Raw genomic sequence first — 17,441 nt, forward strand, 5'->3', positions numbered from 1 at the left:
CTCTCGTTAGGGGGTGAAATGCGGGGACAGGGCGATGTCTTTGGCAAAGGTCGAAAGACCGGGATGGTCTCGGATCGCGGGAAGGCTCAAAAGCCGCCTTCGCACCTCCGCCCAAGTGTCATGCTCCGGGACAGTTCGGCATTGGCCGAGCCTATGCACATCCGGGAAAAACGCGTCGCGCCCGGTGATCTTGGAAAGCCAGTCCTGTTGCGGCTCAAACAGGCGGAGCATGTTCGCCCGCGCCAAAGGGCCGAACATTTCAATCTCATCTCTCGGGGTAAGCCCGGCCGCCAGATCCGGCCCCGCCGCGATGTCGCGAAACTGCCGTGCGTCAGGGGGCGAGAGCGTGATGTTGGCCCGTCTGATGAATTCGATCAGCGCGGGGTGCACACTCTTGTTGATCTTTTGGCCCAACCGCAGCGGTGCTCGTAGCCCGGTCTGTTTGAAAAAGTTCCGAACACTGCCGCCCTGCGCCAAAACTTCCGCATAGGTCTGGATCGTGAACCGCGCTTCGGGCAGCACCTCCCTCCACGGCTCCAGCATGAGGCGGTAATTGAAATGCACGCCCTTGAGATAATGACGCGGGACCGTTGCGGAGAGCGGTTTGAGAATGGTGCCGAATTTCAGCCTCTGCCCGTACCACGACACCAAATAGTCATCGACCGGGCGCAGCGTGGCGATCACATGGACCGTGTCGAACCTTGGCAAGGCACTCAGCAATTCGCGGATCAGCCCCGTCCCCTTCGCCCCGAAATTGGAGAACACCTCCGCCGCCAGAATCACGGTATGGGGCCGAAAGGCGTCGATCTGCGCCGTGATCGTGCGGAACATCTCCGCTTTGTCGGGTAAGGGCTGGTGAAACTCGGGCACACCTTTCGGTGACCACATCCGAAAGGCCAGAGCGTTGTGACCTTCGCGGTAGTTCAACGGAATGGGATAGCTCAGACGCGCCCGCAGCCCGATGCGGCCGGAGGCAAACCCCGCAAGCATCGCAAGACCCGCGCTCTCGACCGCCGGGTAGAGCACACCACGCCGCAAAAGCGCCCGGCAGTCCCGCGCCAGAGCGGCCTGCAAGGAGGTCGAGCCAACTTTGTGATGGCCTATGAAGAGGATCAGTTTCATCTGTCGGTGTCACCGGGCGTTCGCATTGCGGTTCACAGCCCGGCCTCGCCGGAAATATCACCGCCCGGTGCAACCTATCCCCTTCGTGCTTAAGAACTTCTTAAAGCGATGATGCTCAAATCTCCCGCGAGATTGACCCAAACATCGCCGGGGAAGGCCCTTTGGACAGAACGATTCAACATCTGCGGTTCCAATCCCTCAGGAACATCTTCGCGCTTATCATGCGTGAAATGTCCTCGACTTTTGGGCGCTCACCCGGCGGCTATTTCTGGGCCATCGCCGAACCCGTTGGCATCATCGTCATGCTGGCCATCGGGTTTTCTCTGGTGATCAGAGCCCCGGCCCTCGGAAATAATTTCATCCTGTTCTACGCCACTGGCTATCTGCCCTATGCGCTTTTCGCCACCTTGGCGCGGGTGATCATGCACGGGCTGGGCTATTCGCGGCCCCTGCTCGCCTATCCACGGGTCTCATGGATCGAGGCACTCTTTGCCCGCCTCATCCTCCACAGCCTGACGCATTTCGCCGTCGCCTTTCTCGTGCTTGCCACCATCTTGCTGTTCGAGCGCGCGATGTTTGATCTTGATTTCATCCCGATCCTGAACGGCTTTGCGATGCTGGTGGTGACGGGCTTTTCCGTCGGCATGATCAACTGTTTCCTGATCGGGCTTTTCCCGGTCTGGGAAAATCTCTGGACCATCCTCAACCGTCCGCTGTTTCTGGCCTCCGGTATCTTTTTCATTTTTGATGACCTGCCCAGCGCGGCTCAGTCGATCCTTTGGTTCAATCCGGTGATCCATGCCATCGGGGAGGTGCGCCGCGGGTTCTATTCCACCTATGACCCGGCCTATATCAGCCAGACCTATGTCTATGCTGTCGCCCTCACCGGGCTGGCCTTCGCGCTGATGCTTCTCAAACGCCATTACAAATGGATTTTGGAAGAATGAATGAGGCCTCGCTGATCTTTCCGCTTCGGGTCGGAGACGGCGCGGGGCTTGAGAAGCCCATCCGGTTCGACCGTTGGGAAGACCTGTTCAACATCGGGGTTTGGAACAAGGCGACCACCTCGGAAAACATATGTTTCCGGATCGACGGTTCCGGGCGCGCTTTGGTTCAGCTTTGGCATAAGACCGGAGGGGCGCCCGCCGCTCCGCTTTTTTCCGGCGAGGTCGATCTGCCTTGGTCTTTTCCGTTGGCGTCAAACCTATCCACCGGTGTGATCTGGCCAGAGATCACACCCCTGAAACCGACCCAAATTCCCGGCCTCGGCTGGTGGGCCGACCCTCCAAGGACACCAGCGCGACTGGCCATCGTCATCACGACGTTTCAACGTGACGACGCCATTAAAAGCTCCGCCGAAAAGATCACAGCCACGCTTCAAGCCGCCTTCCCGCCCGATGCCGCGCATCTCTTCGTCATCGACAACGGGCGGAGCGTGGACCTTCGCCCTAATCCGCGAATGACCTCTGTGGCAAACCCCAATCTTGGCGGCGCGGGCGGGTTTGCGCGCGGCCTCGCCTTGGCGCAGGACGCGGGGTTCACCCATTGCCTGTTCATGGATGACGACGCGTCGACCACGCCAGAGGCGCTGATCCGGACCTATGCCTTCCTGTCTCGCGCCCGCTCCCCCGACACTGCCGTGGCGGGTGCCATGCTGACGGACACGGTCCCGCCGCATCTCTTCGAATACGGGGCCAAATTCGATGGTCTGTGCCGACCGCTCTGTCATGGCCTCGACCCGAACGACCCGAAGGCGGCCCTAGCCATCGAACAAGACAACACCGGGGCTTTGCCCGCCCAGCATTACGGCGGCTGGTGGTTCTTCGCCTTCCCGCTCGCGCATCTGCGCCATTGGCCCTTCCCCTTCTTCGTGCGCGGCGACGATTCCTCCTTTGCCTTGGCCAACCGATTTGAGATCTGGCGCTTGTCGGGCGTCGCCTCGCGGCAAGAGGGGTTCGATGTCAAATCCAGCCCCCTCACCCGCTATCTCGATTTCCGCTATCATCTGGTGCACGGGCTGGTGTTCGATGACCTGACCCTTTCCCGCTGGAGAGGGCTGGCCGTCGCCCTACGCCTGATCCTCCGCAATATCCTGACGCTGCACTATGACAGTGCCGAGGCCGAGCTTATGGCTTGGCGCGATGTGCTCTCCGGGCCGACCCGTTTTACAAGCGATCCCGGTGCGGTTCAGGCCCGACAGGACATTGCGCGTTTGGTGGGGACCGAGTGTTGGACGGTTTCGAAGTTGTCCCACACCCCACCTCCTGAACTTTTGGAAAACCCATGGCACCGGCGCATCGTGAAACTGACCCTAAACGGTCATCTCGTCCCGTTCTGGGGAAAGATCGCACAAAAGCGCCGCATCCCGCGTGACATGCGCGGCGACATGCGCGCTTATGTCTTTGCCCGGCACGTCACGGTCGAGGATCATGCCTCCGGGCGGGTGATGGTTTTACGGCACGATAAGGGTCGGGCATTCCGAATCCTGCTCAAATCCGCCGCGCTTTCAACCCGCTGGCTCCTCCGCCACACAGGGCTGCAGAGGGATTACAAACAGGGCTATGCCACCTGCACAACGCGCGGCTATTGGGAGCAACAGTTTCGGAAGGGCGCGGCATGAGAGCGCTCCTGTCGAAAGCGCCAAACTGGTTGCCCCCCCGGCGCTCAACGCTCGCCAAGCCCCTCCCGTTACGGCATAGCCTCGACCTTTTACCACGCCGCGATGCGACAGGTCAGATCGGCAAGCTCCCTCTCGGCACTGGGCTGCGATTTCACTTTGGGCCGTCTGGAACTGTCGAAGGCCTATGGAGCAGCGAGGCGGGTCAGAGATTTCATGTCCGGGCGATTCCGTGCGGTGCTCTGGACTGGTTCGCGCTGCATATCGATCTGCCGGATTTCGAAAGCCTCGCCGAACTGTCGCAAATCGCCGTTCTGATGCGCGCCGCCTCCGCGCAACCTCTCTCGCTGTCTTTGGCCATCCGCAGCTATCGAAGCGACGGATTTCAGGACAGTTTTCTCCACAGTTCAATCGCACTTAGGCCCGCTGGCGATAACGTCTGCTGCGCCCTGTCTCTGGCTCAAGCCCCCGATTTTCCACGCATGGCCGCAAAGCGGGAATTGGTGTTTTTCCTGCCGACCAAAGGACCGGCGGAATTCGCCATCGACATGCTGAAAGTGCTGTCGCTATGAGCCTCGACATCGCCCTCGTCATCCCGGTGCACAATGACCCCGACGGTCTGATGCGGCTCATCGGTGAGGCGAAATCTCTGGCGCTGTTTCGGCAGATCATCGTCATCGACGATGCCTCTACCGCGCCCGTTCTGCCCCTCTCCGGCGTTCAGATTTATCGCCATACAGACAACCGTGGCGCAGGCACCGCGCGCAATACCGGGCTCGATAGGGTCGACAGCAAATACGTTCTGTTTTTCGACGCGGACGACAGCCTTCTGCCTGCCCTGACCTTGCTCTTGAGCGACCTTGCACAGCTGCCAGATTTCGACATCTGCCAGTTCAAATATGCCGCCTCAGAAGACCTTCGCCACGCGCATTGGGGGCAACCCGAGTATGATGAGCGGTTCTGGGCGGAGGCTGGGATTAGCCTTTCCCGGCGCCAAATCCTGACGCCAATACAAACGCGCCTGATCGCCCAGACCGCCAATTATCCTTGGAATAAAATCTGCCGCACCGACTTTTTGCGTCGGGAGACTATTCGGTTCATGGACCTCCCCGTGCACAACGATCTCGCCTTTCATTGGCGCGCTTTTAGCCGGGCCGAGACCGTCGTCACCTCCGATCGGATGTGCGCCTATCACCGGATGGGCACATCGAATGCGCAGCTCAGCCATCGCATGGGACCGGAGAGGCTTGCGCTCTTCCAAGCGCTTGGCACCGTGGCAGATGAGCTTTCCCTAGAGGACCCGGCATGGACCTGCGCGTTCAAACGCTTTGCCCTACCCCTCATCGCATGGGCCCGCGCGCGGATCGATCCAGGATTGATCGCGGAATTTGATCTCAAGGCGCAACGCTTTCGCGACACCATCGGCGCGTGAGGCCTAGACCCGACACAGCCAGAAAGTTCATTCAAATTGAACGCGAAGACCCCAGTTTCGCCGCTTTTCGGAAGATGAAGTGAAACCCATTTCATTCATCTTAAACGCCGGGGATTTCAAAGGGTGTGAACCGTGGCTGTCATTGAGAACATCTCGACTCATCATGTCGATCTGGAAACCTATTTTTCGCATATCTCCGACATCGAGGTCGTCACCCTAGATGGCCGAGTATTCGTTCTGACCGTGGGCCAATACGATAGCGCGGCGCAGGCTTGGGAATTGCAATCGGGCAGTCTTGTTCAAACCGACAGCCTGTCGCTTTCAACGGGTGTCACGGCGGGGGCCGAAGGCGATTTGCTCCTCTTGAGCACGGACACGCAGGACTACATTTTCACCGGCGGCGGAGCTTCGGGTGCATTCAAATTGGTGCAGGCCGATGGCACAAATGTTTACGGCAGCACCGCATCCCTCGGCACTGCTTTCTCCGGCGATCTCTACGGCACACAAGCGGTACAGCTCGACACGGGTGATATCCTTGTCCTCGGCGCACTCGCGGATCAGGCGCAGATCGGCATGGTCGAAATCGATGCCGCAAGTGGGACCATCACCAACACCTCCACACTTTCCTACGACAGCAACGCCGCAAATGACGCCATTGGTGCGGCCGTCATCACCGAGGTTGGCGCGCACACCTATTACGTCGCGGCGCTTCAGAACAGCAATGAGCTGCGTGTCTGGGACATTGACCGCGCGACCGGCGCCCTGACCGCCCGCGCGACGCTGGCGGACACTGATCTTTTCTGGGGCACCACCCCGTCGGCCATGGCCTCGATGGACGTTGCTGGCACGCGCTATCTCGCCGTGGGGGCCTACACCTCCTCCTCGATCCACATGATCCGCATCGACGATGACGGCACCCTGAGCATGGTGGATCAGGTGGTGTCCGATAGCATCAGCCATGTCGGAAATGTCACCGCACTCGCCACTGTCGCGTTCGAAGGCGAGACATATATGGCGGTCGGCGGCAATCAGGGCGGGCTGGCGCTCTATCTGGTTTTGCACGACGGCACGCTCAGTTTTATGTCTCATATTTATGATAATGCGGACATGGCGCTCCAAAACATTTCCGATATTGATCTCTACGCAGATGCAGAGGGGATCGATATTTTCGTAAGCTCGTCGAGCGAATATGGCCTCACACATCTCTACGTCGATATGACAAATGAGGCCGGATTGATTTCCGGCACCGCAAGTTCGGAGACGCTGACAGGCACCTCGCTCAACGACATTTTCTACGATGGCGCGGGCAGCGATGTGCTTCAGGGCGGGGCCGGGGCCGATGTCTTCGTCTTTGCCGAGGACGGCGAGAGTGATACGATCTCTGATTTCAAACTCGGCACGGACCGGATCGATCTGTCCCATTGGAGCGGCCTGAACGGGTTGGATCAGCTCGGCTTTATCACCATTTCATCCGGCATCCGCATTCATTACGGCAGCGAGGTTCTGACGGTCTATTCCGATGACGGCTATGATCTTTTCGCAGCAGATTTTTCCTATGAAGACCTGTTCTCTCTGGATCGCGTTGACCTGATCTCGGCAGAGAACCAAGCCGCCGGGCAACTCCTTGGCACGGTCGGAAACGATGTGCTCCACGGCACTTCGGATGCGGATTTCATCTACGCCGACGACGGCAATGACAGCGTCTATAGCTATGAGGGCGACGATGAGATCAATTCCGGGGCCGGAGACGACTTTGTCGACGCGGGCGCGGGAGACGACATCGTTTCCGGCGAAGACGGCGCGGACGAGATTTACGGCGGCGAAGGTCGCGATACGATCGACGGCGGTCCGGGCGATGATATCCTCGACGGTGGCCGCGAACGGGATGTGATCACCGGGGGCGATGGGGACGATACGATCTACGGTTTCACCTCCCATGACCGGCTGTATGGCGAGCTTGGCAATGACAAGCTCTACGGCTCCAACGGCTCTGATTACATGAAGGGCGGCGAGGGCAGTGATTACCTCGCGGGCGGGCGCGACGCGGACTCCCTCTTTGGCGGGCCGGGCAACGATCAGCTGCGCGGCGGGTCCGAGGATGATGCCCTGCGAGGGGAAGCCGGCAACGATATGCTCTTTGGTCAGGACGGAACGGATCGGTTCATCTTCTCGGATGATTTCGGTCGGGACACGATCTATGACTTTGACCTCGCCGCTGGTGAACTCATCGATTTGAGTGATGTGTCGGAGATCACCTCTTGGTCCGATCTCGTTGCAAATCACCTCACCGAGACGGCGGGCGGTTCGGCCCAGATTTATGTCGATGCCGACAATATCATCACCCTCTCGGGCATTGCCGCCGCCGATCTGGATGCCGATTTCTTTGTGTTCTGAGCGCGCACCTCAGACGAACACCCGCGCGTCAGGCCGCCCTTGGTGCATGAGGATCGTCTTTCCCTCAAGATAAGCGTCGTCCCGGATTTTCCATGTGTGCTGCTCCAGATTGGCATAGCGCATGTGGACGAAATTGAATTGATTGGTCGATAAGATCTGCCGCCCCTGCGCCTGCAATGCCTGCAAAAACGCCGTGTCGGTGCCTTGCCGTTGAATCGGAAACTTCAATCCCTCCGCCGATTTCCGATCCCAGATCAGGGTGCCGCCATGCACCAGATTGGTCAGTTGATTGTCCTTGCCCGGAAAGCGCAGATAGGTCGCATCGCGCGATTGCAGATAGGTGAAATAGCTGTTCTTGCCGATCACCGTGGCCTGCGGCGCGTAGTCAAATGCAAGCAGAGAATCGAGGAGGTAATTGGGGCCGTAGAGATCGTCGTCATCCCATTTCGCGAAGGTGTCTCCCTCGGCAATCTGCATCGCTTCATTGAGCGCATGGGCGAGAAACCTATCCTCCGCCATGCGGATGATTTTCAAGTTCCTGACACCGTGCAACGCGCGCTCGACCTGATCCTCGGTCATATCATCGCGGTGCATCACGAAAATCATCTCACTTTCCGCATAGGTCTGCGCCCGGATTAGACGCCCCACATCGGGGAGAAACTCTGGCCGTTTCGAACTGCACAAGATCGACACTTTGCGCGCGGGTTTGGCGACAAAGGGTGTGCCGATGATCGCAGACATCTCCTGAAGACGATGCCGATAGGTGTGCCTGCTGTGGATCAGCCGCACGCCGCGGGTCGCGAGTGAGGCGCGGTAGAGATCGTCGCCGAGGAGCTTGTCGAATACCTCTCCGGTCTCCTGTTCCGTCCGGGGCATCAGGACCAGATCGCCAAACTGCTTTTCCATCGCGGGCGAATAGGAGGACACCACGGGCGCGCCGCAGCCCATGATCTCGAACACCCGCCGGGCGAGCATCGTGTCGGAGCTCTCCACTGAGTTCACGTTCACGAAGGCATCGTATGTTTTGTAAACGCTCTGCACCAAGTCGCCATAGGCCAGCGCACCGCGCAGGGCCGGTTGAAACCTCTGCGGAAAGATCAGATCGGGGTTTTCTTTTTCATCGGCAAAACGGTCGTAAATATCAAGCACGCCGCGTTCCATCGCCGGGGTCAGCAACAGCTCCAGCCATTCCGCCCGTTTGGGATATTTGAGACCGCGCCAGCTTCCCGTGAAGGCCACCCGGTTCTGCCGCGCGCCCTGTCGGATCGGATTGTGCAGCGCGGGTTGCGCGGCGAACATCATGACATGGGCGTGCCCTTTGCCCACATGCGCCTCATAGGCCGGAACACAATCCGCGTCCGTGGTAAAGACATGGTCAAACTGGCGCGCCGTCTCGATGAACGTGTCGAAATTGACCGGGTCTTCCTTGTTCCAGAACAGCGTCGGGATGTCCTTATCCTTGCACGCAGTGATCAGATCAGAGAGTTCCCGCCCCCATTTTTCCGGTTTCGTCATAGCGTAGTTCCAGGACTCATCATTGCCCCGCCAAGCCGATTCCGCGAAGAACGCCACGGCATTCTCATGCGCATGAAACTCCGCGTCCCAATCTGTCTTTTTGATCCGAATACTGCGCGTATCGGGGGCCAGACACTCGGCGGTGAACTGATCCGTCACCGTGATCAGTTTTGGCAGGGCCTCTCGCTCCGCCTCGCTCAGATGCGCATGGGCGGCGCCCAGTTCGGTTTCGCCCAGCGCGAGAAGCCCATGCGGCGACACAAGACGATCACTATCGCGGCGCGTCTCAATTCGCGCAAATCCGTTGCGCAACTGCCAGCCTTTGAGGCCGATCCGCAATCGGATCGCGCCGTCCGGGACGATCAGCCCGAGCGCAAATGAGTAGGATGGCTCCTGCCGGATGATATAGCCCTGCGCGATCTGTTTTTGGGGCAGCCACGTGAGAGAGGACCCCGGATCGAATGTCTGCGCCGCGCCGGATTTACTTACGAATTGCCCGGAGAAAAGCGCGGTTTTTCGCGCTGCCGGGTTGGGAGTTTTGAACCACAGGCTGCCTTCGATGGACACCCGCTCGCCGGGTTTGACCGGCAGTTCGATCCAATCTGTGTCACCGCCAAGGTTAACGTAATTGACGGGCGAGGACGAATAACGCGGCCGCGAAGCTGGTGCACTGCGGTCCTTCTTCCGAAGTTTGTAAATATCCCGAGCCTCTCGGGCCAACCGGACAGGAAGGCCGAGAACTCCGCGCAGGCTCTTGAAAGAGAGCGCCAGAACATGCCCGAGCCGAAACGAGGCCGATTGAGAAATGTCGTGATACGCCCGCTCCCAATCCGCACGCTTTTGCTGTTCCTTCGCCAACTGTTTGACGAGTTCTTTCAGGTCACTGCCCTTGGCGGCGGTCTCGGGAAACGTCTTGCTCATCGTCACCGCCCATTTACCGATCGGAAGCGGGGAAAGTTTCGATGGCAATCGCCCAAGGCCAGCCCTTCCGGCGTGGGCGCTGGAGCAATCGGATGTCTGCACCCGCGAAAACCTCTTCGAGACGCGCGTCATCGAAATGCTGATGATGATAGGATGGCAGCGGGCGCGGTTCGTCATATGGCACCGACACGATCAACTGCCGCCGCGCGACCCGACGCAGTTCGGACAGGGCCTGCATCATGGCCTCGCCCGGAATATGTTCGAGCACTTCCATACAGATAACGGTGTCGAAACTCTTGTCCACGAACCCCAGATTGGTCGCATCCATCACGCGAAAATCGGTCTGTTCATCGACGAGAATTTGCTTTGAGTAGCGCCGGAGATCGATCCCGGTCACACGTTCGAACCGCTTCCCAAGTTGCAGATAATTCAACAGCGCGGAGGGCCCGACGCCCACGTCGAGAACGGTTTGGCTTTCTGGGTCGATCAGGTCGATGCCATATTGAATGCGCCGCCAATCGTGCTGGGTGTAGAAGCCCTTGCCGGAATTGCGGCCGTGCTCGTCGATATATTTGTAACCATAATATTCGCGCAAAAGCTTCAACAGTGGGTCGGTGACCGGCGGCAAAGGGATGTCCGTCATCTTCATGTGTTTCACAGTGACCTCGCGATTTTTATGAGAACGCGCGACAGGGAGCGCAGGGGCGCGGTGACCCGCCACGACAGGCTTGTGCGCATGGCCTGAAGTTCCGCCTCCGCACCAGTCTCAGACGCCTGCGCGCGGCATGCTGAAAGCTCCGCCTCAAGCGCATCGAGCCGCTCCGCCATGAGCGCGAGCGCTTCCAACCTGTTTTCAGACGGGGGCATCGGCATCCTCCCGCATGAGGTTGGACAGTGAGGTGACATAATCGGCGCATATCGAGGACCAACGATACTTCTGTGCCGCCACAGCTCGCGCGTTTTGACCGAGTTTTCGCCGCAGCTCGCCTTCCTCAAGGAGCCGCCGCAAACTTGAGGTGAGCGCATCGACATCTCCGGCCGGAAAGCGCAGGGCAGTTTCCCCATGCCGCAACAGCGCGTCAAATCCGCCGACATCCGAGGCGACGATTGCCTTGCCGGCCATCATGGCCTCAATCGGTTTGAGCGGGGTCACCAAATCTGTGACGCGGGACCGGTGTCTGGGGAATACAGCGATGTCGAGCTGATCCAAGGCCTCGCGCGCCGCGTCTGGCGAGACCCGGCCGGGCGCATGGGTCCAATCGCTTAGGCCTTCGGACGCGACCATATCCAGTAAGGTCTGGAAGGAGGCACAGTCCGACGCCCCCGTACCTTTGTCATCTCCAACCAAGGACAAACGGAATTCCATGCCGTCGCGCCGCAAACGGCCACAGGCCGCGATCAAAAGCTCAAGCCCTTCATGGGTCGTGACGCTTCCGACATATCCAATGACCGGAACGCCCGTCGTCGTGGTCGGCAAAGCCCGTTCAACGGCGCCGTTTGGGACAATTCCGATCCGCGCCGGGGTCACGCCACGCGCCACCAGTTCGCGTTTCATCGCCGCGCCAAGCGTCACCACGACATCCGCACTGCGGGCCACCTCGCTGTCCCAATGCCGCTCCAAAAGATACTGACGGCTTCCCGCAAAATCGGGCTCCCGCGCGGCGCGGCTGTCCTCCCAAAACCCGCGCACTTCGTTGACGAAGGGAAGACCGAGACGCCGCGCGGCAAGCAAGGCGGGCATGGCGCAGGCATGGTTGCTTGCCCCGATCACGAGCGCGGGGCGCAGACGCCGCAAGACCGCTTCAAGCGCATCGGTGGCGCGGCGGATATAGTTGGCATGGTTGTTCCACGTGAAATACCCCGGCGTCTTGATCCGATGATATGGAACGCCGCCGATGATGTCCGGTGTGGCTTTCCGTGGCGCGGGTCTGTCCAAAGCATCCGGGGCCTCGTCCCATGGATAGCCCGGTCGGGTAATGACATGGAGATCAAGCCCCTGTTCACGCAGCCCCCGCGCCAGAAACTGCGTCCGGTTCGTGTAGCCGGTCGATTGATACGGCAGGCTGCTATAGCTGATGTAGGCGACACGGTTTTTCACCGGGACAACGGCTCGGGTGCGTGCCTGCGAAATGCTCTCCATAAGACACAGGCTCTCCGCCGCCACGCGCCGGAGCATCCGCAACGGTCCCGCCGACGTCCCCAGATCAACCAACCGTGCCAAGGCTTTGGAAAAGACCTCCGGGCGGCTCAGTTCCAAGGCTTGGGACGCGACGGGCAGGACGTCCTGTTCGTGCGCCGCGAGATCTAGCGCCTCGGACAAAAGCGCATCCACATCGAAAGCAGGATTTTGTATGGCCAGATGACGCGCCCCGGACAAGACCCCGCGCAAAAGTCGCTCTCTGCTCAAGCCCCCCTCATCGATCATTGGAGCGCCCCGACCGGTTGGCCCCGCCACATGCCGCGCGTGTCGATCACTGGTTTCCCGAGCGGCACTGTCAGCACCTTGAACGGGCTGTGATCGACCAGGAGGACGATGATATCGGCCACTTTAATGGCAGCGGTGGCCTCCGTCAGTTGGGCTTTCCCGACGAGAGAAGACGGCAGTGCGGAGATATTTGGCTCGCTCACCCAAAGCTCAAAGGCATCCGACGCGCATAGCGTTTCGACGATCCCCAAAGCAGGGCTTTCACGCAGGTCATCAATATCGGGTTTGAAGGCCAGTCCCAGACAGGCAACGCGTGGTTTACGGTCCTTCAAAGCGAGGGTTTCAGAGGCTTTGCGGATTTGATCGATGACCCAAACGGGCTTGCTATCATTCACGTCGCGGGCGGTGCGGATCAGGCGGGCGGTGTCCGGTGCGGAGGACACGATGAACCACGGATCGACCGCGATACAGTGTCCCCCGACGCCCGGCCCCGGCTGGAGAATATTGACGCGGGGATGACGGTTCGCGAGCGCGATCAATTCCCAAACATCGACCCCGAGCTGCGCACAGATCAGCGACAGTTCATTGGCGAACGCGATGTTGGTGTCGCGATAGCTGTTCTCGGCAAGCTTGGTAAATTCCGCCGTCCGCGCATGGGTCGGGATGCACTGTCCCGTCACGAATATCCGGTAAAGTTCGGTCGCGCGGCGGGCGCAGCGAGCTGTCATGCCACCGATGATCCGATCATTTTCGATCAATTCGCGCATCACATGCCCCGGCAACACACGTTCGGGGCAATAGGCGATCATGACATCCGCCGCCTCGCCCGCCTGTTGCGGAAAGCTGAGATCCGGGCGCTCCTCTGCCAGCCATTGCGCCATCTGGTCGGTGGTGCCGATGGGAGAGGTGGATTCGAGGACGATCAGATTGCCCTTCGCCAGATGGGGCGCGATGGATTTCGCCGCCGCCCGGACATAGGACAGATCGGCTTTTAGCCCCTCTTTGAGGAACGGCGTCGGAACCGCGATCAGAAAGGCGTCCGCGGCGGAGGGGGTGGTGGCCGCTTTGAGCGAGCCGTCCCGCACCGTGGCCCGCACCACGTGATCAAGGTCCGGCTCGACAATATGCACATCGCCCGCGTTGATCGTCTCCACGGTCTGCGGATTGATCTCCACACCATGCACCGCAACCCCGGATGAGGCGAAAATCGCCGCCGTCGGGAGGCCGATATAACCAAGCCCGATGATGTTGATCTTTTTAAACGGCGGATGCGACACGCAGACCTCCCCGCCCGAGGTTCTGTTGTCCCCAGGTCTGGATCGCCGCAACGATGCGGTCCGAGGCCTTGCCATCGCCGTAAGGATTATGCGCCTTGCTCATCCGGGCATAGGCGAGCGGATCATCCAAAAGCCGCGATACCTGTGTGACGATCTTGTCCTTATCCGTCCCGACCAGCATCACCGTCCCGGCATCCACCGCTTCGGGCCGTTCCGTCGTGTCGCGCATGACCAACACCGGCTTGCCGAGCGACGGGGCCTCTTCCTGAATGCCGCCGCTGTCCGTCAGAACAATATCCGCGCGGCTCATCAGGAAGATGAACGGATAATAGTCGAGCGGCTCGATCAGGGTGATGTTTTCCAGATTGCCGAGAAGGCGTTGCACAGGTTCTCGAACATTGGGGTTCATGTGAACGGGATAAATGATCTGCACATCGTCACGGCGCGACAGCTCCCGCAAAGCTTCGCAAATCTGCTCCAACCCGCTGCCAAAACTTTCGCGCCTGTGCCCGGTGACGAGGATGATGCGCTTGTCCGGTTTGATCCGGGTCCTCGCCTTGAAATCCTCATGCAAATCCGTGTTTTGATCGATGCGGTTGACCACGGTGATCAGGGCGTCGATCACCGTGTTTCCGGTGACATGGATTTCCGAGGCCGCGATATTCTCCGAGAGAAGATTGTTGCGAGAGGTCTCCGTCGGTGCGAAATGCAGCGAGCTGATCGCCCCGGCCAGCTTGCGGTTCACCTCTTCCGGCCAGGGCGAATAGATATTTCCGGTCCGCAGCCCCGCCTCGACATGACCGATGGCACATTTGTTGTAATAGGCCGCCAGCGAGGTCATCGCCGTGGTGGCCGTATCGCCATGCACAAGCACAAGATCGGGCCGCGCGTGGTCCAGAACCTCTTTCAACTTGGTCAGGATCGCGGCGGAGAGATCATGCAGCCCCTGCCCCGCGCGCATGAGATTGAGATCGTAATCCGGCGTGATGTCGAACAGGTCCAAAACCTGATCCAGCATTTCCCGGTGCTGCGCCGTGACGCAAACCTCGGAGATGATCCCCTCCGCCTTGTTCAGCATGGAAATGACGGGAGCCATCTTGATGGCTTCGGGACGCGTCCCGAACACCGACAAAACTTTGAGTGCGCGATCTGTCATAGGAACCCCTACAGTGGGCCAGTTGTTTCACTGTAGGAGTTGTAGCCAGATATTAGTTAATGCCGCGTTATGCTGCCGCGCTATCCTCACTCGACGGTGGTGATGTTGCTTCTGATATGGCTTTCGCCGCGCGCTTTCGCCAAGGCAATCTGCTTTTGGCGCTCACGGAACCGCTCTTTGCGCGCCTCGTCCGTCTCGTCGAAACACTGATGACAGGACACGCCTTCCTCGTACTCAGGGCGTTTCTTGTCTTCGGGCAGAATCGGTCGGCGACAGGCGTGGCACAGCTCATGCGGACCCTCGGTCAGCCCATGACCGATCGACACGCGCTGATCGAAGACAAAGCATTCCCCTTCCCAGAGGCTCTCTTCCTGCGGCATCTCTTCGAGGTATTTCAGAATACCGCCCTTAAGGTGGTAGACCTCGTCGATCCCCTGCCCGAGAAGGAAGTTCGTCGATTTCTCGCAACGAATGCCGCCGGTGCAGAACATCGCGATTCGCTTGTTGTGGAAGCGATCCTTGTTCTCTTCCCACCATTGCGGGAACTCGCGGAAGGTCTTGGTGTGCGGATCAATCGCATCCTTGAACGTGCCGATCTGCACCTCGTAATCGTTGCGCGTATCAATCACCGCCACATCCGGCGCGGAGATCAGCTCGTTCCATTCCTCGGGCGTACAGTAATGACCGACCCGTGCTTTCGGATCGACATCGGGCTGGCCCATCGTAACGATCTCTTTTTTCAGCCGAACTTTCATCCGGTTGAACGGCTGCTCTTCGGCGGTCGACAGCTTGTATTCGAAATCCGCGCAGCCGGGCATGGTGCGGATATGTGCGACCAGCTTGTCGATGGCGGCGGGCGTCGGACCGGCGACCGTGCCGTTTATCCCTTCCTTGGCCAGCAGCAAAGAGCCGGAGATGCCTTCGGAGAGACACAGGTCAAGAAGCGGCCCACGCAAAGCAGCGAGGTCATCGAAGCGGGTGAAGTGATAGAGAGCGCAGACGGTAAACATGATGTGTTCGATACGCCGCAAGGCGTGATCAGGCAAGAGGTTGCAAAACCAACATAGCCTGCGTCATCTAAACGCATCCAGAACAGACACGAGGCCCCGCGATGAAACGAAGCGCCCTATTTGCCGCTTTTTTGGTTCTATCTGTCTCTAACTCGGCTCAACTTGCCTTTGCCGAAAGCCCACAGGTGCCCGCAAGCCGCACTGAGATCCAACTGTCCTTCTCGCCCATCGTGAAAGAAACCTCTCCCTCGGTGGTCAATATCTACGCCTCGCGCGTGGTCGAGGAGAGCCTGTCCCCCTTCGCGGGCGATCCGTTCTTTTCACAATTCTTCCGCTCCGGCCCAGCGCGGCAACGCGTTCAACGCTCGCTGGGCTCCGGGGTGATCGTCTCGAAAGACGGTCTCGTCGTCTCGAATTATCACGTCGTCGGAGAAGCCTCCGACATTCGCGTCGTCCTGTCCGATAAGCGCGAATACAAGGGCGAGGTGATCCTCGCGGACAAAGACGCCGACGTCGCCGTGCTGCGCCTTGAAGGAGCTTCTGATCTCCCGGCCCTGCCCGTCGCGGACAGTGACGCGCTTGAAGTCGGCGATCTTGTCCTCGCCATCGGCAATCCGTTCGGGGTCGGCCAAACCGTGTCTTCGGGCATCGTGTCCGGTCTCGCACGCTCCGGCTCCGCCATTCCGGGCGGCGCGGGGTCGTATATCCAGACCGATGCGGCGATCAATCCCGGCAACTCCGGCGGCGCTCTGGTCGATATGTCTGGCCGTCTCGTGGGGATCAACACCTCGATCCTTTCGCGCTCCGGCGGCTCGAACGGGATCGGCTTTGCCATCCCTTCGAACCTCGTCCGCGAATTCACCCGTCAGGCTGAAGCCGGACAAACCAAGTTCATCCATCCGTGGTCCGGCGTGACGACACAGGCCGTTGACGACTCTGTCGCCGAGGCGCTTGGCCTCGACCGTCCCGAGGGCGTCGTGATCGCTGAGCTTCACCCGGAGTCTCCCTTTGCCAAGGCCGGGCTGACTGCGGGCGATGTTCTCATGGCGCTGGATGATCAACCGATCCTCTCTCCGTCGGACCTCGAATATCGGCTCTCGATCCTTCCGGTCGGGTCCTCCGTCAAACTCTCTGCCGTGCAGGCGGGTGACCCGGTTGAGCTGGATTTGTCTCTGATTTCGGCCCCCGGCTCGGACAAGACCGACACGGTGGACATCACCTCTCCCGGTCCGCTGGACGGGATGGTCGTGGCCGATCTGACGCCTGCGCTCATCGACGACTATGGCCTTGCGCTCTCCGCCAAAGGGGTTGTCGTGATGGCGTCGAAAGGTGCCTCCGCGCGCCTCGGCCTTCAATCGGGAGACCGCATCGTTGAAGTGAACAACACGGAGATCACCTCCGCCAAGGATTTGGAAAAGGTCGCGCGGCAAAAGATCGGGCGTTGGCTGATCACCTTTGATCGCGGCGGGCAAATGCTTCGGATGCGGATTCAATAAGGCTCTCATCCAGCCTAAAATGTCATCTTAGGGCGCATTCTTGGATGCGCCCTTTGCTTTATCCGCTTTGGTCCGA

General features: G+C 59.7%; 14 protein-coding genes. 6 read left to right on the top strand and 8 right to left on the bottom strand.

The features are described from left to right. Window positions 1-6: 6 nt before the first annotated feature. Window positions 7-1,122, bottom strand: a complete 1,116-nt coding sequence (locus tag ACYBHZ_RS03940) for a hypothetical protein (RefSeq protein ID WP_460272894.1) — start codon at window positions 1,120-1,122, stop codon at window positions 7-9. A 161-nt stretch (window positions 1,123-1,283) separates the two neighbouring features. On the opposite strand from ACYBHZ_RS03940, the gene ACYBHZ_RS03945 reads away from it, so the two are divergent. The 5 genes from ACYBHZ_RS03945 (at window position 1,284) to ACYBHZ_RS03965 (ending at window position 7,565) form a co-directional block, all read left to right on the top strand. Then, window positions 1,284-2,069: an ABC transporter permease gene (locus ACYBHZ_RS03945; RefSeq protein ID WP_460272895.1), complete on the top strand. Its 786-nt coding sequence runs from the start codon at window positions 1,284-1,286 to the stop codon at window positions 2,067-2,069. After that, complete coding sequence (locus ACYBHZ_RS03950; RefSeq protein ID WP_460272896.1) at window positions 2,066-3,742, top strand: hypothetical protein; 1,677 nt, start codon at window positions 2,066-2,068, stop codon at window positions 3,740-3,742. Before ACYBHZ_RS03945 ends, ACYBHZ_RS03950 begins: the two co-directional genes overlap by 4 nt. Then, entirely contained in the window at window positions 3,739-4,311 is a 573-nt protein-coding gene (locus ACYBHZ_RS03955) for a hypothetical protein (RefSeq protein ID WP_460272897.1), read from the top strand. Before ACYBHZ_RS03950 ends, ACYBHZ_RS03955 begins: the two co-directional genes overlap by 4 nt. Next, on the top strand, window positions 4,308-5,171 hold the full coding sequence (locus ACYBHZ_RS03960) for a glycosyltransferase family 2 protein (protein WP_460272898.1): 864 nt from the start codon (window positions 4,308-4,310) through the stop codon (window positions 5,169-5,171). Before ACYBHZ_RS03955 ends, ACYBHZ_RS03960 begins: the two co-directional genes overlap by 4 nt. Window positions 5,172-5,303: 132 nt before the next feature. Then, on the top strand, window positions 5,304-7,565 hold the full coding sequence (locus ACYBHZ_RS03965) for a calcium-binding protein (RefSeq protein WP_460272899.1): 2,262 nt from the start codon (window positions 5,304-5,306) through the stop codon (window positions 7,563-7,565). A gap of 9 nt (window positions 7,566-7,574) precedes the next feature. Here the strand turns inward: ACYBHZ_RS03965 and ACYBHZ_RS03970 are convergent, their stop codons facing one another. The 7 genes from ACYBHZ_RS03970 to trhO form a co-directional block, all read right to left on the bottom strand. Beyond that, window positions 7,575-10,001 carry a glycosyltransferase family protein gene (locus ACYBHZ_RS03970; protein WP_460272900.1) on the bottom strand — a complete coding sequence of 809 codons (2,427 nt, stop codon included), beginning with the start codon at window positions 9,999-10,001 and terminating at the stop codon, window positions 7,575-7,577. Between the two features lie 13 nt (window positions 10,002-10,014). Continuing rightward, complete coding sequence (locus ACYBHZ_RS03975; protein WP_460272901.1) at window positions 10,015-10,644, bottom strand: class I SAM-dependent methyltransferase; 630 nt, start codon at window positions 10,642-10,644, stop codon at window positions 10,015-10,017. 11 nt (window positions 10,645-10,655) lie between these two features. Further along, window positions 10,656-10,868: a hypothetical protein gene (locus ACYBHZ_RS03980; RefSeq protein WP_460272902.1), complete on the bottom strand. Its 213-nt coding sequence runs from the start codon at window positions 10,866-10,868 to the stop codon at window positions 10,656-10,658. Next, the gene (locus ACYBHZ_RS03985; RefSeq protein WP_460272903.1) at window positions 10,855-12,408 is read right to left on the bottom strand and encodes a glycosyltransferase family 4 protein; all 1,554 of its coding nucleotides are present in this window, start codon (window positions 12,406-12,408) and stop codon (window positions 10,855-10,857) included. Before ACYBHZ_RS03985 ends, ACYBHZ_RS03980 begins: the two co-directional genes overlap by 14 nt. Window positions 12,409-12,422: 14 nt before the next feature. Further along, on the bottom strand, window positions 12,423-13,703 hold the full coding sequence (wecC, locus tag ACYBHZ_RS03990) for a UDP-N-acetyl-D-mannosamine dehydrogenase (RefSeq protein ID WP_460272905.1): 1,281 nt from the start codon (window positions 13,701-13,703) through the stop codon (window positions 12,423-12,425). After that, entirely contained in the window at window positions 13,684-14,859 is a 1,176-nt protein-coding gene (gene wecB, locus ACYBHZ_RS03995) for a non-hydrolyzing UDP-N-acetylglucosamine 2-epimerase (protein ID WP_460272906.1), read from the bottom strand. The genes wecC and wecB overlap by 20 nt, the downstream gene beginning before the upstream one ends. Window positions 14,860-14,945: 86 nt before the next feature. Beyond that, window positions 14,946-15,869, bottom strand: coding sequence for an oxygen-dependent tRNA uridine(34) hydroxylase TrhO (trhO, locus tag ACYBHZ_RS04000; RefSeq protein WP_460272907.1), 924 nt, complete (start codon window positions 15,867-15,869; stop codon window positions 14,946-14,948). Window positions 15,870-15,970: 101 nt separating this feature from the next. Between trhO and ACYBHZ_RS04005 the strand changes: the two genes are divergently transcribed. Beyond that, window positions 15,971-17,365 carry a Do family serine endopeptidase gene (locus ACYBHZ_RS04005; RefSeq protein ID WP_460272908.1) on the top strand — a complete coding sequence of 465 codons (1,395 nt, stop codon included), beginning with the start codon at window positions 15,971-15,973 and terminating at the stop codon, window positions 17,363-17,365. The last annotated feature ends 76 nt before the right edge of the window (window positions 17,366-17,441 follow it).

It is taken from the genome of Celeribacter sp. ULVN23_4, assembly GCF_054788345.1.

Bases quoted from the DNA above. Each gene is read 5' to 3' on its own strand.
- ACYBHZ_RS03975 (WP_460272901.1), bottom strand. From the start codon at position 10,644: ATGACGGACATCCCTTTGCCGCCGGTCACCGACCCACTGTTGAAGCTT.
- ACYBHZ_RS04005 (WP_460272908.1), top strand. From the start codon at position 15,971: ATGAAACGAAGCGCCCTATTTGCCGCTTTTTTGGTTCTATCTGTCTCT.
- ACYBHZ_RS03970 (WP_460272900.1), bottom strand. From the start codon at position 10,001: ATGAGCAAGACGTTTCCCGAGACCGCCGCCAAGGGCAGTGACCTGAAA.
- ACYBHZ_RS03940 (WP_460272894.1), bottom strand. From the start codon at position 1,122: ATGAAACTGATCCTCTTCATAGGCCATCACAAAGTTGGCTCGACCTCC.
- ACYBHZ_RS03955 (WP_460272897.1), top strand. From the start codon at position 3,739: ATGAGAGCGCTCCTGTCGAAAGCGCCAAACTGGTTGCCCCCCCGGCGC.
- ACYBHZ_RS03950 (WP_460272896.1), top strand. From the start codon at position 2,066: ATGAATGAGGCCTCGCTGATCTTTCCGCTTCGGGTCGGAGACGGCGCG.
- trhO (WP_460272907.1), bottom strand. From the start codon at position 15,869: ATGTTTACCGTCTGCGCTCTCTATCACTTCACCCGCTTCGATGACCTC.
- ACYBHZ_RS03980 (WP_460272902.1), bottom strand. From the start codon at position 10,868: ATGCCCCCGTCTGAAAACAGGTTGGAAGCGCTCGCGCTCATGGCGGAG.
- ACYBHZ_RS03960 (WP_460272898.1), top strand. From the start codon at position 4,308: ATGAGCCTCGACATCGCCCTCGTCATCCCGGTGCACAATGACCCCGAC.
- wecB (WP_460272906.1), bottom strand. From the start codon at position 14,859: ATGACAGATCGCGCACTCAAAGTTTTGTCGGTGTTCGGGACGCGTCCC.